Below are 15,392 nucleotides of genomic sequence, written 5' to 3'. Positions count from 1 at the left end.
AGGGGCTGATGTCTGATCTGATTACTGTAGCTCGCCCCTACGCCAAAGCAGCTTTTGACTTTGCTGTTGAGCATCAAAGTATCGATCGCTGGCAGACTATGCTGGCGTTTGCCGCAGAAGTGGCTCGCAACGAACAGATGGCAGATCTTCTTTCCGGTGCAATCGCGCCGGAAGCTTTGTCTGCATCTTTCAATGCAGTGTGTGGCGATCAACTTGATGAACCCGCTCAGAACCTGATTAAGGTGATGGCGGAAAACGGACGTTTGACAGCACTTCCAGCGGTACTGGAACAGTACATTCAACTGCGCGACGCTTATGAAGCGACCGCCGAAGTTGATGTGATTTCTGCCAGTACCCTGAGTGACAGCCAGCTGACGAAAATCAGCGCCGCGATGGAAAAACGTCTGTCACGCAAAGTTAAGCTGAATTGCAAAATTGACAAGTCTGTAATGGCAGGTGTGGTTATCCGTGCGGGTGACCTGGTCATTGATGGTAGCGTACGCGGCCGTCTTGATCGTCTGGCAGACGTCTTGCAGTCTTAAGGGGACTGGAGCATATGCAACTGAATTCCACCGAAATCAGCGAACTGATCAAGCAGCGCATTGCTCAGTTCAATGTAGTGAGCGAAGCTCACAACGAAGGTACTATTGTTTCTGTAAGTGACGGTATCATCCGCGTACACGGCCTGGCCGATGTGATGCAGGGTGAGATGATTGCCCTGCCGGGTAACCGTTACGCTATCGCACTGAACCTCGAGCGTGACTCGGTTGGTGCAGTAGTGATGGGCCCGTACGCTGACCTCGCCGAAGGCATGAAGGTTAAATGTACTGGCCGTATTCTTGAAGTTCCAGTTGGCCGTGGCCTGCTGGGCCGTGTGGTGAACACCCTGGGTGCACCGATCGACGGTAAAGGCGCAATCGACAACGACGGCTTCTCGCCTGTTGAAGTGATTGCACCGGGCGTTATCGACCGTCAGTCAGTAGACCAGCCTGTTCAGACCGGTTACAAATCTGTCGATGCGATGATTCCAATCGGCCGTGGCCAGCGTGAGCTGATCATCGGTGACCGTCAGACCGGTAAAACCGCTATGGCAATCGACGCCATCATCAACCAGCGCGATTCCGGCATCAAGTGTGTCTACGTTGCGATTGGTCAGAAAGCGTCAACCATTTCTAACGTGGTACGTAAGCTGGAAGAGCACGGTGCGCTGTCTAACACCATCGTGGTTGTTGCTTCTGCTTCTGAATCCGCTGCACTGCAATACCTGGCGCCATACGCCGGTTGCGCAATGGGTGAATACTTCCGTGACCGCGGTGAAGATGCACTGATCGTGTACGATGACCTGTCTAAGCAGGCTGTTGCTTACCGTCAGATTTCTCTGCTGCTGCGCCGCCCACCAGGCCGTGAAGCATTCCCAGGCGACGTGTTCTATCTCCACTCTCGTCTGCTGGAGCGTGCATCACGCGTGAGCGCTGACTACGTTGAGCGTTTCACTAACGGTGCGGTGAAAGGCCAGACCGGTTCTCTGACCGCATTGCCGATCATTGAAACCCAGGCGGGTGACGTTTCTGCGTTCGTTCCGACTAACGTAATCTCGATTACCGATGGTCAGATCTTCCTGGAATCAAACCTGTTCAACTCCGGTATTCGTCCGGCCGTTAACCCGGGTATCTCTGTATCCCGTGTTGGTGGTGCTGCACAGACCAAGATTATCAAGAAACTGTCCGGTGGTATCCGTACCGCTCTGGCACAGTATCGTGAACTGGCTGCGTTCTCTCAGTTCGCATCTGATCTGGACGATGCAACGCGTAAACAGCTGAGCCACGGTCAGAAAGTGACCGAGCTGCTGAAACAGAAACAGTATGCGCCGATGTCTGTCGCGCAACAGGGTCTGGTGCTGTTTGCTGCTGAGCGCGGCTTCCTGAACGACGTTGAACTGGCGAAAATCGGTAGCTTTGAAGCCGCTCTGCTGGCGTTCGCGGATCGCGATCACGCTGAGCTGATGGCTGAAATCAACCAAGCGGGCAACTTTAATAACGAAATCGAAGAGAAGCTGAAAGGCCTCCTCGAAACGTTTAAAGCAACCCAGTCCTGGTAATGTCTGGCGGCTTGTCTGAAAAGGCAGGCCGCAAGGCTTTGAGGAGAAGCTAATGGCCGGTGCAAAAGAAATACGTACCAAGATTGGAAGCGTAAAAAATACGCAGAAGATCACCAAAGCGATGGAAATGGTCGCCGCCTCCAAAATGCGTAAAACGCAGGAACGCATGGCGGCCAGCCGTCCGTATGCAGATACTATGCGCAAAGTGATTGGTCACCTTGCGTTGGGTAATCTGGAATACAAGCACCCTTACCTGGATGAGCGTGACGTTAAGCGCGTCGGCTACCTGGTCGTTTCGACTGACCGCGGGCTTTGTGGTGGTTTGAACATTAACCTGTTCAAAAAATTGCTGGCAGATATGAAGAGCTGGACGGATAAAGGTGTACAGAGCGATCTGGCCATTATCGGTTCTAAAGGCAATTCATTCTTCGGCTCTGTCGGTGGCAACATCGTGGCTCAGGTCACCGGAATGGGCGATAAGCCTGCACTGTCTGATCTTATCGGCCCAGTAAAAGTGATGTTGCAGGCCTATGATGAAGGTCGCATCGACAAGCTGTATATCGTCGGCAACAAGTTTAATAACACCATGTCTCAGACTCCGACCATTACCCAACTGCTGCCGTTACCGCCAGCGGAAGGTGAAGAAGAGATGAAGGCGAAGACCTGGGATTACCTGTACGAACCCGATCCGAAAGCGCTGCTGGATACTCTGCTGCGCCGTTATGTCGAATCGCAGGTTTATCAGGGTGTGGTGGAAAACCTGGCCAGTGAGCAGGCCGCACGTATGGTGGCAATGAAAGCTGCAACCGATAACGGCGGAAACCTGATCAAAGAGCTGCAGTTGGTTTACAACAAAGCTCGTCAGGCCAGCATCACCCAGGAACTTACCGAGATCGTCTCGGGAGCCTCCGCGGTTTAACCAGGCATATATCCTGTCGCGCGAGCGCGGCCGGATATTCTCGTATTAGGTAGAGGATTCAAGATGGCAGCTGGAAAGATTGTCCAGATTATCGGCGCCGTAGTTGACGTCGAATTCCCTCAGGACGCAGTACCGCAGGTATATAGCGCTCTTGAGGTTCAAAATGGTGACGCTCGTCTGGTGCTGGAAGTTCAGCAGCAGCTGGGTGGTGGCGTGGTGCGTACCATCGCCATGGGTACTTCTGATGGCCTGAAGCGCGGCCTGCAAGTAACCGACCTGAAAAAACCGATCCAGGTACCGGTTGGTAAAGCAACCCTCGGCCGTATCATGAACGTATTGGGTGAACCAATCGACATGAAAGGCGACCTGCAGAATGAAGACGGCACCACTGTAGAGGTTTCCTCTATTCACCGTGCTGCGCCTTCTTATGAAGATCAGTCTAACTCGCAAGAGCTGCTGGAAACCGGCATCAAGGTTATCGACCTGATGTGTCCGTTCGCTAAGGGCGGTAAAGTCGGTCTGTTCGGTGGTGCGGGTGTAGGTAAAACCGTAAACATGATGGAGCTGATCCGTAACATCGCGGCTGAGCACTCAGGTTATTCGGTATTTGCTGGTGTGGGTGAGCGTACTCGTGAGGGTAACGACTTCTACCACGAAATGACCGACTCCAACGTTATCGATAAAGTAGCGCTGGTGTATGGCCAGATGAACGAGCCGCCGGGTAACCGTCTGCGCGTAGCACTGACCGGCTTGACCATGGCGGAAAAATTCCGTGATGAAGGCCGTGACGTTCTGCTGTTCATCGACAACATCTATCGTTACACCCTGGCCGGTACTGAAGTATCAGCACTGCTGGGTCGTATGCCATCTGCGGTAGGCTACCAGCCAACGCTGGCAGAAGAGATGGGTGTGTTGCAGGAGCGTATTACCTCCACTAAGACCGGTTCAATCACCTCTGTACAGGCCGTTTACGTTCCTGCGGATGACTTGACTGACCCGTCACCAGCAACCACCTTTGCTCACCTGGACTCAACCGTTACGCTGAGCCGTCAGATCGCCTCTCTGGGTATCTACCCAGCCGTTGACCCGCTGGATTCAACCAGCCGTCAGCTGGATCCACTGATCGTGGGTCAGGAGCACTATGATGTTGCGCGTGGCGTGCAGTCTCTGCTGCAGCGTTACCAGGAACTGAAAGACATCATCGCCATCCTGGGTATGGACGAGCTGTCTGAAGAAGACAAACTGTTGGTGGCACGTGCGCGTAAGATTCAGCGCTTCCTGTCTCAGCCGTTCTTCGTTGCTGAAGTCTTCACCGGTTCTCCAGGTAAGTACGTGACCCTGAAAGACACTATCCGTGGCTTCAAAGGCATCATGGAAGGCGAATTCGACCACCTGCCAGAGCAGGCGTTCTATATGGTCGGCGCTATCGACGAAGCTGTAGAAAAAGCGAAGAAACTGTAATAACGGTTTCCCAGGAGGAAGAGTATGGCTATGACTTATCATCTGGACGTTGTCAGCGCGGAGCAGCAAATGTTCTCCGGTCTGGTAGAGCGTATCCAGGTGTCAGGTAGCGAAGGTGAGCTGGGTATTTACCCTGGCCACGCCCCGCTGCTGACAGCCATCAAGCCTGGTATGATTCGCATCGTGAAACAGCACGGCGAAGAGGAGTATATCTACCTCTCTGGCGGCGTGCTGGAAGTACAGCCGGGTAGCACGACCGTTCTGGCCGACACTGCGATTCGCGGTGAAGACCTTGACGAAGCGCGCGCGCTGGAAGCGAAACGTAAAGCAGAAGAGCACATGAACAGCAGCCACGGCGACGTGGACTATGCTCAGGCTTCTGCGGAACTGGCGAAAGCTATCGCAAAACTGCGTGTCATCGAGCTGACCAAAAAAGCGATGTAATCAGGCTTTATGCGTCACGAAATGCCGGCCCATTGGGCTGGCATTTTTTTTGCCCGCTGCGCCGCACGACAAATTGCACTGAGTAAGTTTCGGCTCGGGCATTTAACCCCACTAAAGTCGTGTAACAGCGTTGCCGGATTGCCCTTTATGGCGGCCACCCGCACGGTCTCGCCCCTTTCATCTTTATCCGCTAATTTCGCCCCGAGAAAAATGTAGTAATCTCAGAGGTAAACCTTACACTTTCGAAAGATAAATTGAGTCTGGATAGTTATGTCTACAAGCGCAATGAGTGTGGTGATCCTGGCCGCTGGCAAAGGCACCCGAATGTATTCCGATCTGCCAAAAGTGTTGCATACCCTGGCAGGTAAACCGATGGTTCAGCACGTGATCGATGCAGCAACCGGCCTTGGCGCTCAGCATGTGCATCTGGTCTATGGCCACGGTGGCGATCTGCTACAAGAGAAGCTGGCACACAACAGCCTGAACTGGGTACTGCAGGCAGAGCAACTCGGTACGGGCCATGCGATGCAGCAGGCGGCACCGTTCTTTGCCGATGACGAAGATATCCTGATGCTGTATGGCGATGTGCCGCTGATCTCCCAGCCGACATTGCAGCGCCTGCGCGAGGCTAAGCCGGAAGGCGGCATTGGTCTGCTGACGGTGGTGCTGGATAATCCAACCGGCTATGGCCGCATCGTGCGTGAAAACGGCACCGTCACCGGAATTATCGAGCAGAAAGATGCCTCAGCCGAGCAGCTTAAAATCCCTGAGATCAACACCGGCATCCTGATTGCCAATGGCGGGGATCTCAAGCGCTGGTTGGCCAAGCTCGATAACAATAATGCGCAGGGTGAATTCTACATCACCGATATCATTGCGATGGCGCACCATGAAGGTCGCGTGATCAATGCCGTCCATCCGGCTCGTATCAGTGAAACCGATGGCGTGAACAACCGCCTGCAACTGGCGACGCTGGAACGCGCCTACCAAAACGAGCAGGCAGAAAAACTGCTGCTGGCGGGCGTGATGCTGCGCGATCCAGCTCGTTTCGATCTGCGCGGCACTCTGCAACATGGTCGTGATGTGGAGATCGATACCAACGTCATCATTGATGGCCGTGTCACGCTGGGCAACCGCGTCAAGATAGGCGCTGGGTGCATCATCAAAAACAGCACGCTCGCTGATGACTGCGAAATCAGCCCCTATTCCGTTATTGAAGATGCCACGCTGGCCGCCGCTTGTACGGTTGGACCCTTTGCGCGTCTGCGTCCCGGCAGTGAGTTGGCGGAAGAGGCACACGTCGGCAATTTCGTTGAGATGAAAAAAGCCACCCTGGGCAAAGGATCTAAAGCCGGTCATCTTTCTTATCTCGGGGACGCGGAGATTGGCGCGGGCGTGAACATCGGTGCAGGCACCATTACCTGTAACTACGATGGCGCCAATAAATCGAAAACTATTATCGGTGATAACGTGTTTGTTGGCTCCGATACACAACTGGTCGCGCCGGTTACGGTCGCGGCGGGTGCCACTATTGCAGCAGGCACCACGGTCATGAAAGACGTGTTGGCTGACGATCTGGTCTATAACCGTAAAGAACAAAATCAGAAGTCTGGCTGGCAGCGTCCGGTTAAGAAGAAATAAATTTTAAGGGCTGGCAAAGATCAGCTTGTGAGAAAAAGCTACCCGAAATAATTCGAGTTTCAGGAAGGCGGCAAGTGCATGAATCCTCAGGAGCTTACTGAAGTAAGTGACTGAGGTGAATGCACGTAGCCAACGCACCTGAAATTTGAAGTATGAAGGGTAGATCCCCCACTCTCTACAAGGCTCGGGGAAAATCAGGTCAAAAAGACAACGCAATGGCCGAAAGCCATGAAGTCAGGAAATTATTATGTGTGGAATTGTTGGTGCAGTAGCGCAGCGTGACATCGCAGAAATTCTGCTGGAAGGTCTGCGTCGTCTTGAATATCGCGGTTATGACTCTGCTGGTCTGGCAGTGGTTGACCGTCAGGGCCACATGACGCGTCTGCGTCGTCTGGGTAAAGTGGCGAATCTGGCAGAAGCGGCTGAACAGCAACCGCTGATTGGCGGTACCGGTATCGCGCACACGCGTTGGGCAACACACGGCGAGCCGTCAGAAGCCAATGCGCATCCGCATATCTCTGAGCACATCATCATTGTGCATAACGGCATCATTGAGAACCATGAGCCACTGCGCGCCCAGATGATCGAACGTGGTTACAGCTTCGCTTCAGAAACCGATACCGAAGTGGTCGCGCATCTGGTGCACTGGGAGCAGAAGCAGGGCGGCACATTGCGCGAAGTGGTGTTGCGCGTTATTCCGCAACTGCGCGGTGCCTATGGCATGGTGATCATGGACAGCCGCGATCCCTCTGTGCTGGTGGCCGCCCGTTCCGGCAGCCCGCTGGTGATTGGCCGCGGCGTGGGTGAAAACTTTATCGCCTCCGATCAGCTGGCCCTGCTGCCGGTGACCCGCCGCTTTATGTATCTGGAAGAGGGCGATATCGCCGAGATTACCCGCCGCGAAGTCACCATTATCGATCGTGATGGTAAACCCGCGAAGCGCGCGGAAATCGAATCCACTGCGCAGTACGATGCCGGTGATAAAGGCGCCTATCGCCACTACATGCAGAAAGAGATCTACGAGCAGCCAAACGCGATTAAAAACACCATCACCGGTCGTTTTAATCACGGGCAAATCGATCTCAGCGAACTGGGTGCCAATGCCGAAGCGTTGCTGAGCCAGGTTGAGCACATCCAGATTATCGCCTGCGGCACCTCATATAACTCCGGGATGGTGTCACGTTACTGGTTCGAGTCGCTGGCCAACATCCCTTGCGATGTAGAGATCGCCTCTGAATTCCGCTACCGCAAATCCGCCGTGCGTAAAAACAGCCTGCTGATCACCCTGTCGCAATCGGGTGAGACGGCTGACACGCTGGCTGCCCTGCGCCTGTCGAAAGAGTTGGGTTATCTTGGCTCGCTGGCTATCTGTAACGTTGCCGGTTCTTCACTGGTGCGTGAATCGGATCTGGCGCTGATGACCAAAGCCGGTACTGAAATCGGTGTCGCCTCGACCAAAGCATTTACCACGCAGCTGGTGGTGTTGCTGATGCTGGTGGCGAAACTTGGCCGACTGCACGGCATGAAGCCGGAAACCGAGCATGAGATTGTGCATGCGCTGCAGGCATTGCCGAGCCGTATCGAGCAGATGCTGGCACAGGATAAGGTGATTGAGAGCCTGGCTGAAGGATTCTCCGACAAGCATCACGCGCTGTTCCTTGGCCGTGGCGATCAGTACCCAATCGCCATGGAAGGCGCGCTGAAGCTGAAAGAGATCTCCTATATTCATGCTGAAGCCTACGCGGCCGGAGAGCTGAAACACGGCCCGCTGGCGCTGATTGATGCCGATATGCCGGTGATCGTCGTTGCACCGAATAACGAGCTGCTGGAGAAGCTGAAATCCAACATTGAAGAGGTACGCGCACGCGGCGGTCTGCTGTATGTGTTTGCCGATCAGGATGCCGGCTTTACGGACAGTGATGGCATGAAAATTATCTCTCTGCCGCACGTTGAAGAAGTGATTGCACCGATCTTCTATACCGTTCCTTTGCAGCTGCTTTCATATCATGTTGCGCTGATCAAAGGCACCGACGTTGACCAGCCGCGTAACCTGGCGAAATCGGTTACCGTTGAATAATCAGTAAAAAGAGCGGGTCTGCAATGGGCCCGCTTGCTTTTTAAACGATGTCATATAACTGTCATATTTCGTACATTTCACTGTCATCAAACTGTCCTATTTTCCCTCCAGCAGCAATCACTGACTCCAACTAAAATGGCATTGAGCCTGATTTTTTTTAAATCCCCTGGAGGGAACATGACACTGATGCGTACATCCGTAGCCCGAATCCTCGCCGCCACCTTCGCAGTAAGCGCGGTATCTGCTTTTGCAGCCACCGATCTGACTGGCGCTGGCGGTACATTCCCGGCACCGGTTTATGCCAAGTGGGCAGCAGAATACCAGCAAGCCACCGGTAGCAAAATCAACTATCAGGGTATTGGTTCTTCAGGCGGCGTGAAGCAGATCATCGCTAAAACCGTTGATTTCGGTGCGTCTGATGCGCCGATGGCTGATGCCGATCTGGAAAAAAATGGTCTGTTCCAGTTCCCTACCGTTATCGGTGGTGTGGTGCTGGCCGTTAACATCCCAGGTGTGAAATCAGGTGAATTGACCCTCGACGGCAAAACTGTGGGTGACATCTACCTGGGTAACATCAAAAAGTGGAACGACCCGGCGATCACTAAACTGAACCCAGGTGTGAAACTGCCAGACACCAACATCAACGTGGTTCGCCGTGCTGATGGTTCAGGTACTTCTTTCGTGTTCACCAGCTACCTGTCTAAAGTTAACTCAGACTGGAACAGCAAAATTGGTAAAGGCAACACCGTTAACTGGCCAACCGGTCTGGGCGGTAAAGGTAACGATGGCGTTGCAGCCTTCGTACAGCGCCTGCCGGGTTCAATTGGCTACGTAGAATATGCGTATGCTAAGCAGAACAACCTGACTTATACCAAACTGGTTGATGCAGACGGCAAATCAGTTGCACCAAGCGAAGCCAGCTTTGCGAATGCAGCGAAAGGCGCAAACTGGAGCGAATCTTTCGCTCAAGACCTGACCTTCCAGAAAGGCAACGACGCATGGCCGATCACCTCAACCACATTCATCCTGATTTACAAAGATCAGGCGAATGCTGAGAAGGGTGCTGAAGTGCTGAAGTTCTTCGACTGGGCTTACAAAGGCGGCAGCAAAACTGCAACCTCACTGGACTACGCTGCACTGCCAGAAAGCGTGGCTAACCAGATTCGTACTGCCTGGAAAGCGAACATCAAAGACAGCGCCGGCAAAGCGATTTACAAGTAAGCGAATGACCCGGTCAGCCCACCTGGCTGACCCACCCCGATGGGCGGCATTTTATGCCGCCCTGAACTTCCTCTGAGAACCGAGAAACTTATGGCTGCCACTAAGCCGACGTTCAAAGCCCCAGGTAAACAAGGTGACATGATTTTTGGCGCGCTGGTGAAACTTTCCGCGCTTATCGTGTTGTTGTTGATGGGTGGCATTATCGTCTCCCTGATTTTCTCCTCTTGGCCAAGCATCCAGAAATTTGGTTTTTCCTTCTTATGGACCAAAACCTGGGATGCGCCAAATGAACAATTTGGTGCGCTGGTACCGATTTACGGCACCCTCGTCACCTCACTTATTGCCCTGATCATCGCTGTGCCGGTGAGCTTCGGTATTGCGCTGTTCCTGACGGAACTGGCGCCCAACTGGTTACGTCGCCCGCTGGGCACGGCAATTGAGCTGCTGGCCGCGATCCCCAGTATCGTTTACGGCATGTGGGGCCTGTTTATCTTCGCCCCGCTGTTCGCTGAGTACTTCCAGACACCGGTCGGCAACATCATGTCGAACATTCCGTTTGTGGGTGCCCTGTTCTCAGGCCCGGCATTCGGTATCGGTATCCTGGCCGCCGGCGTGATCCTCGCCATCATGATCATTCCGTACATTGCATCGGTGATGCGTGATGTGTTTGAGCAGACGCCGGTGATGATGAAAGAGTCCGCCTACGGCATTGGTTGCACTACGTGGGAAGTGATCTGGCGCATCGTGCTGCCGTTCACCAAAAACGGGGTCATCGGTGGTGTGATGCTTGGCTTAGGTCGTGCACTGGGTGAAACCATGGCCGTAACCTTTATCATCGGTAACACTTACCAGCTCGACAGCGCCTCGCTGTTTATGCCGGGCAACAGTATTACCTCCGCGCTGGCGAACGAGTTTGCAGAAGCCGAATCGGGCGTTCACGTAGCGGCACTGATGGAACTGGGTCTGATCCTGTTCGTGATTACCTTTATCGTGCTGGCGATCTCCAAACTGATGATCCTGCGTCTGGCGAAGAGTGAAGGAGCCCGTTCATGACCGCTATCGAAATGCACGCACGTGCTGAGCTGGAAGCGTCGCGTCGTAAAATGCAGGCGCGACGCAGCGCCAAGAATAAAGTTGCCCTGACGTTATCCATGCTGACCATGGCCTTCGGCCTGTTCTGGCTGATTTGGATTTTGTTCACTACCGTCACCAAAGGTATTGATGGCCTGAGCTGGTCGTTATTTACAGAATCAACGCCGCCACCGAACACCGCAGGCGGTGGTTTAGCCAACGCCCTGGCCGGCAGTGGATTACTGATTCTGTGGTCAACGGTGATTGGTACGCCGCTGGGGATCATGGCAGGCATCTATCTGGCTGAATATGGCCGCAAGCACTGGTTAGCGGAAGTGATTCGCTTCATCAACGACATCCTGTTGTCAGCGCCCTCGATTGTGGTCGGTTTGTTCGTTTACACCATCGTGGTTGCGCAGATGCAGCACTTCTCTGGCTGGGCGGGCGTAGTGGCACTGGCACTTTTGCAGATTCCAATCGTTATCCGTACGTCAGAAAACATGCTGCGTCTGGTGCCAGACAGCATGCGTGAAGCGGCTTATGCGCTGGGTACGCCAAAGTGGAAGATGATTTCCGCCATCACGCTGAAAGCCTCGGTATCCGGCATCATTACCGGTGTCCTGCTGGCCGTCGCGCGTATTGCGGGTGAAACGGCACCGCTGCTGTTTACCGCGCTGTCGAACCAGTTCTGGAGCACCGACATGATGCAGCCCATCGCGAACTTGCCGGTGACCATCTTCAAATTCGCCATGAGCCCGTTTGCCGAATGGCAAAGTCTGGCGTGGGCGGGTGTGTTGATTATCACCCTGTGCGTGCTGCTGCTGAACATTGTCGCGCGTGTTGTTTTCGCCAAGGGCAAACATTAATTCCCCGGCGCGGCTTCGGCGGCGCTGCACAAGAGAGATGAGCAATGAGTATGGCAACGACTTCTGCCGGTAAAATTCAGGTTCGCAATCTGAACTTCTATTACGGTAAGTTTCACGCTCTGAAGAACATTAACCTGGATATCGCGAAGAACCAGGTCACCGCCTTCATCGGACCGTCAGGCTGTGGTAAATCCACCCTGCTGCGCACCTTCAACAAGATGTACTCGCTCTATCCTGAGCAGCGTGCGGAAGGTGACATTCTGTTGGATGGCGACAACATTTTGGCTTCCCATCAGGATATCGCCCTGCTGCGCGCACGCGTGGGCATGGTGTTCCAGAAGCCAACACCGTTCCCGATGTCGATTTATGACAACATCGCCTTCGGTGTGCGTCTGTTTGAAAAACTGTCACGTGCCGATATGGACGAACGCGTGCAGTGGGCGCTGACCAAAGCCGCGCTGTGGAATGAAACCAAAGACAAGCTGCATCAGAGCGGTTACAGTCTCTCCGGCGGCCAGCAGCAGCGTCTGTGTATTGCACGCGGCATCGCGATTCGCCCGGAAGTGCTGTTGCTGGATGAGCCATGCTCGGCACTCGACCCGATCTCAACCGGTCGTATTGAAGAGCTGATCACTGAGCTGAAGCAGGATTACACCGTGGTGATCGTGACGCACAACATGCAGCAAGCCGCGCGTTGTTCTGACCATACCGCTTTCATGTATCTGGGTGAACTGATTGAGTTCAGCGACACCGATACACTGTTTACCAAGCCCGCACAGAAGCAGACCGAAGATTATATCACCGGTCGTTACGGCTGATTCAGGAGACGCACATGGACAATTTGAATCTGAACAAACACATCTCCGGTCAGTTCAACGCGGAGCTGGAACACATTCGCACTCAGGTGATGATCATGGGTGGCATGGTGGAGCAGCAGCTCACCGATGCCATTACCGCGATGCACAATCAGGATGGCGAGCTGGCACGTCGCGTGATCGACGGTGACCAGAAGGTCAACATGATGGAAGTGGAGATTGATGAAGCCTGCGTGCGCATCATCGCCAAACGCCAGCCTACCGCCAGCGATTTGCGCCTGGTGATGGCGATCATCAAGACCATCTCTGAGCTGGAACGTATTGGTGACGTGGCTGAAAAAATCAGCCGCACGGCGCTGGAGAAGTTCAGCCAGCAGCACCTGCCGTTGCTGGTCAGCCTGGAGTCTCTGGGCCGCCACACCGTGCAAATGCTGCACGACGTGCTGGATGCGTTTGCGCGTATGGATCTGAATGAAGCCATTAAGATCTACCGCGAAGACAAGAAAGTGGATAAAGAGTATGAAGGCATCGTGCGCCAGCTGATGACCTACATGATGGAAGATCCACGCACCATCCCCAGCGTACTGACTGCCCTGTTCTGCGCCCGTGCGATTGAGCGTATCGGCGACCGCTGCCAGAATATCTGCGAAATTATCTTCTATTTCGTGAAAGGTCAGGATTTCCGTCACGTGGGCGGCGACAAGCTGGATGAACTGCTGTCAGGCGACGACGGCAGCAACAAACCCTCTTAATTGCCGTTTCGGCTGCCTGTTGCCACTGTGGCACACAGGCAGCTATCTTCATTTCTGATTGGTCTCCGCGATTTCCTCTCTTTATACTTGGCGCACTTTTTTCTGCCAGGTGCTGTTACATGTCTTCCGCAAAACCAAAAAAAAATGCCGTCACACCGGCTAAAGCGATGCTGGCCGCCATCAGTGGCTACGCGATGGACGGATTTGATCTGCTTATTCTGGGCTTTATGTTACCGGCGATCAGCGTCTCGCTGGCGCTCGATCCTTCTCAGGCCGGTTCGCTGGTCACCTGGACACTGATTGGTGCGGTGATAGGCGGCATTGTGTTTGGCCACCTCAGCGATCGCTATGGCCGCATTCGCATCCTCACCGTCACGATTCTGATGTTCTCCGTGTTTACCGGGCTGTGTGCGGTGGCACAGGGGTACTGGGATTTACTGGCTTACCGCACGCTGGCGGGCGTGGGCTTGGGCGGTGAGTTTGGTATCGGCATGGCTTTGATTGCCGAAGCCTGGCCGAAAGAGAAGCGCAATCGCGCCTCCGCCTGGGTGGGCATTGGCTGGCAGCTCGGCGTGTTGCTGGCGGCGTTTATCACTCCGCCGCTGTTGAGCGTGATTGGCTGGCGCGGCATGTTCCTGGTGGGTTTGCTGCCTGCACTGGTGTCATTTGTGATTCGTCGCAGTATGGGCGAGCCTGAGGGCTTTACTCAACACGTAGAGAAAACCCCACAGCTGTCGTTTGCCGCGCGCATCAAACTGCTGTTTGCCGATCGCGCCACCAGTAAAGCCAGCCTCGGCATCTTTATTCTCTGCTCGGTGCAAAACTTTGGTTATTACGGCTTGATGATTTGGATGCCAAGCTATCTGTCATCCAGCTTTGGCTTCAGTCTGACCAAATCGGGTCTCTGGACAGCTGTCACCGTGGTCGGCATGACCTTTGGTATCTGGCTGTTTGGCGTGCTGGCCGATCGTTTTGCGCGCTGGAAAATTTTCCTGCTGTATCAGTTTGGTGCGGTGGCCATGGTGGTGGTGTATGCGCAACTGCGTGACCCGACGGTGATGCTGTTTACCGGGGCCATTATGGGGATGTTTGTGAATGGCATGATTGGCGGCTACGGTGCCCTGATCTCTGACACCTTCCCGCCACAGGCACGCGCCACCGCGCAGAACGTTTTGTTCAATCTGGGACGTGGTGTGGGTGGCTTTGGCCCGTTAGTCATCGGCTTGCTGGCGGCAAAAATCTCGTTTACTGCGGCCATCACGCTGCTGGCGCTGATTTATCTGCTGGATATTGTCGCCACACTGTTCCTGTTGCCGAAGAAGCAGAGTAACGAAGATTCGCTGGGCGCGATTGGTTAAAATTTGCTGGTGCGCATGAAGGTACAACCGGGCACATGGGTAACAGATCAGACCGGGCACATAGGTAACACTTTTGTGCTCAGTCGATTCGAATAATACTTTTTTCTGCCCGGTCATAATACGCCAGTANGGTACAACCGGGCACATGGGTAACAGATCAGACCGGGCACATAGGTAACACTTTTGTGCTCAGTCGATTCGAATAATACTTTTTTCTGCCCGGTCATAATACGCCAGTATTACCCTGTCGAAGAGGATGACGTCAACCCCGTCATCCACTTCCAGGAACCTCACGTACTCCCCCCGTAATGCCGAACTCAGGAACGTGCGTCCGTTCAGACACAGGTCACCTTTTTCTCCGACTTTATAAAGCCTTGCCCCCTCCGGATAGTTCACTTCAGGCACTTTTCCATCCCAACTTCGCGGTGAGGGCACCCATATTTTTGCGGGCGGTACCTGTCCATGAGCCTCATGCGGCTTCTCCCGATTGAACTCATTACGCCATCCGTTACACCACACCCGTTGTTCCGACAGCGAGCCAAACACATCATGGTGGCTCATCGCGGTCTTCATCGAGAGATGCATGCGCTCGTGACGGGCATTTTGCCCCGGACATCCCGGCGTGGTTCTTTCTGTTTTAATACCCAACTTCATCAGCCACACGCTCCA

13 protein-coding genes and 1 pseudogene are annotated in these 15,392 nt (G+C 54.1%); 13 read left to right on the top strand and 1 reads right to left on the bottom strand.

Annotation, left to right across the window (positions count from 1 at the left end):
• Window positions 1-8: 8 nt before the first annotated feature.
• From atpH to ACPUC8_RS24705, 13 genes are all read left to right on the top strand, one after another.
• Window positions 9-542, top strand: a complete 534-nt coding sequence (gene atpH, locus ACPUC8_RS24765) for a F0F1 ATP synthase subunit delta (RefSeq protein WP_039332998.1) — start codon at window positions 9-11, stop codon at window positions 540-542.
• Between the two features lie 14 nt (window positions 543-556).
• The gene (gene atpA, locus ACPUC8_RS24760; RefSeq protein ID WP_039333000.1) at window positions 557-2,098 is read left to right on the top strand and encodes a F0F1 ATP synthase subunit alpha; all 1,542 of its coding nucleotides are present in this window, start codon (window positions 557-559) and stop codon (window positions 2,096-2,098) included.
• A gap of 52 nt (window positions 2,099-2,150) precedes the next feature.
• Window positions 2,151-3,017, top strand: coding sequence for a F0F1 ATP synthase subunit gamma (atpG, locus tag ACPUC8_RS24755; RefSeq protein WP_039333002.1), 867 nt, complete (start codon window positions 2,151-2,153; stop codon window positions 3,015-3,017).
• A gap of 63 nt (window positions 3,018-3,080) precedes the next feature.
• Window positions 3,081-4,478 (top strand): F0F1 ATP synthase subunit beta, encoded by a 1,398-nt coding sequence (gene atpD / locus ACPUC8_RS24750; RefSeq protein ID WP_039333004.1) that lies wholly within the window; start codon window positions 3,081-3,083, stop codon window positions 4,476-4,478.
• Window positions 4,479-4,502: 24 nt separating this feature from the next.
• Window positions 4,503-4,922 (top strand): F0F1 ATP synthase subunit epsilon, encoded by a 420-nt coding sequence (locus tag ACPUC8_RS24745; protein ID WP_034830038.1) that lies wholly within the window; start codon window positions 4,503-4,505, stop codon window positions 4,920-4,922.
• Window positions 4,923-5,192: 270 nt separating this feature from the next.
• Window positions 5,193-6,563: a bifunctional UDP-N-acetylglucosamine diphosphorylase/glucosamine-1-phosphate N-acetyltransferase GlmU gene (glmU, locus tag ACPUC8_RS24740; RefSeq protein ID WP_494927656.1), complete on the top strand. Its 1,371-nt coding sequence runs from the start codon at window positions 5,193-5,195 to the stop codon at window positions 6,561-6,563.
• A gap of 247 nt (window positions 6,564-6,810) precedes the next feature.
• Window positions 6,811-8,640: a glutamine--fructose-6-phosphate transaminase (isomerizing) gene (gene glmS / locus ACPUC8_RS24735; RefSeq protein WP_039333008.1), complete on the top strand. Its 1,830-nt coding sequence runs from the start codon at window positions 6,811-6,813 to the stop codon at window positions 8,638-8,640.
• Window positions 8,641-8,817: 177 nt separating this feature from the next.
• Window positions 8,818-9,861 carry a phosphate ABC transporter substrate-binding protein PstS gene (gene pstS, locus ACPUC8_RS24730; protein WP_039333010.1) on the top strand — a complete coding sequence of 348 codons (1,044 nt, stop codon included), beginning with the start codon at window positions 8,818-8,820 and terminating at the stop codon, window positions 9,859-9,861.
• A gap of 90 nt (window positions 9,862-9,951) precedes the next feature.
• Window positions 9,952-10,914 carry a phosphate ABC transporter permease PstC gene (gene pstC / locus ACPUC8_RS24725; RefSeq protein WP_039333012.1) on the top strand — a complete coding sequence of 321 codons (963 nt, stop codon included), beginning with the start codon at window positions 9,952-9,954 and terminating at the stop codon, window positions 10,912-10,914.
• Window positions 10,911-11,798, top strand: coding sequence for a phosphate ABC transporter permease PstA (pstA, locus tag ACPUC8_RS24720; RefSeq protein ID WP_039333015.1), 888 nt, complete (start codon window positions 10,911-10,913; stop codon window positions 11,796-11,798). The genes pstC and pstA overlap by 4 nt, the downstream gene beginning before the upstream one ends.
• Window positions 11,799-11,842: 44 nt before the next feature.
• Window positions 11,843-12,616, top strand: a complete 774-nt coding sequence (gene pstB / locus ACPUC8_RS24715) for a phosphate ABC transporter ATP-binding protein PstB (protein ID WP_034830029.1) — start codon at window positions 11,843-11,845, stop codon at window positions 12,614-12,616.
• 14 nt (window positions 12,617-12,630) lie between these two features.
• On the top strand, window positions 12,631-13,365 hold the full coding sequence (gene phoU / locus ACPUC8_RS24710) for a phosphate signaling complex protein PhoU (RefSeq protein ID WP_038643963.1): 735 nt from the start codon (window positions 12,631-12,633) through the stop codon (window positions 13,363-13,365).
• A gap of 119 nt (window positions 13,366-13,484) precedes the next feature.
• Entirely contained in the window at window positions 13,485-14,723 is a 1,239-nt protein-coding gene (locus tag ACPUC8_RS24705; protein WP_283228689.1) for an MFS transporter, read from the top strand.
• Window positions 14,724-15,230: 507 nt separating this feature from the next.
• Here the strand turns inward: ACPUC8_RS24705 and ACPUC8_RS24700 are convergent.
• Window positions 15,231-15,308, bottom strand: a pseudogene (locus ACPUC8_RS24700) (hypothetical protein); the annotation flags it as partial.
• Window positions 15,309-15,392: the final 84 nt, after the last annotated feature.

It is taken from the genome of Pantoea sp. CFCC18177, from assembly GCF_059412425.1.
This window is presented reverse-complemented; position numbering and strand designations above follow the sequence as displayed.

What these genes read in the sequence shown, in the direction of transcription:
- atpH (WP_039332998.1), top strand. Translation starts at nt 9, where the DNA reads ATGTCTGATCTGATTACTGTAGCTCGCCCCTACGCCAAAGCAGCTTTT.
- atpA (WP_039333000.1), top strand. Translation starts at nt 557, where the DNA reads ATGCAACTGAATTCCACCGAAATCAGCGAACTGATCAAGCAGCGCATT.
- atpG (WP_039333002.1), top strand. Translation starts at nt 2,151, where the DNA reads ATGGCCGGTGCAAAAGAAATACGTACCAAGATTGGAAGCGTAAAAAAT.
- atpD (WP_039333004.1), top strand. Translation starts at nt 3,081, where the DNA reads ATGGCAGCTGGAAAGATTGTCCAGATTATCGGCGCCGTAGTTGACGTC.
- ACPUC8_RS24745 (WP_034830038.1), top strand. Translation starts at nt 4,503, where the DNA reads ATGGCTATGACTTATCATCTGGACGTTGTCAGCGCGGAGCAGCAAATG.
- glmU (WP_494927656.1), top strand. Translation starts at nt 5,193, where the DNA reads ATGTCTACAAGCGCAATGAGTGTGGTGATCCTGGCCGCTGGCAAAGGC.
- glmS (WP_039333008.1), top strand. Translation starts at nt 6,811, where the DNA reads ATGTGTGGAATTGTTGGTGCAGTAGCGCAGCGTGACATCGCAGAAATT.
- pstS (WP_039333010.1), top strand. Translation starts at nt 8,818, where the DNA reads ATGACACTGATGCGTACATCCGTAGCCCGAATCCTCGCCGCCACCTTC.
- pstC (WP_039333012.1), top strand. Translation starts at nt 9,952, where the DNA reads ATGGCTGCCACTAAGCCGACGTTCAAAGCCCCAGGTAAACAAGGTGAC.
- pstA (WP_039333015.1), top strand. Translation starts at nt 10,911, where the DNA reads ATGACCGCTATCGAAATGCACGCACGTGCTGAGCTGGAAGCGTCGCGT.
- pstB (WP_034830029.1), top strand. Translation starts at nt 11,843, where the DNA reads ATGAGTATGGCAACGACTTCTGCCGGTAAAATTCAGGTTCGCAATCTG.
- phoU (WP_038643963.1), top strand. Translation starts at nt 12,631, where the DNA reads ATGGACAATTTGAATCTGAACAAACACATCTCCGGTCAGTTCAACGCG.
- ACPUC8_RS24705 (WP_283228689.1), top strand. Translation starts at nt 13,485, where the DNA reads ATGTCTTCCGCAAAACCAAAAAAAAATGCCGTCACACCGGCTAAAGCG.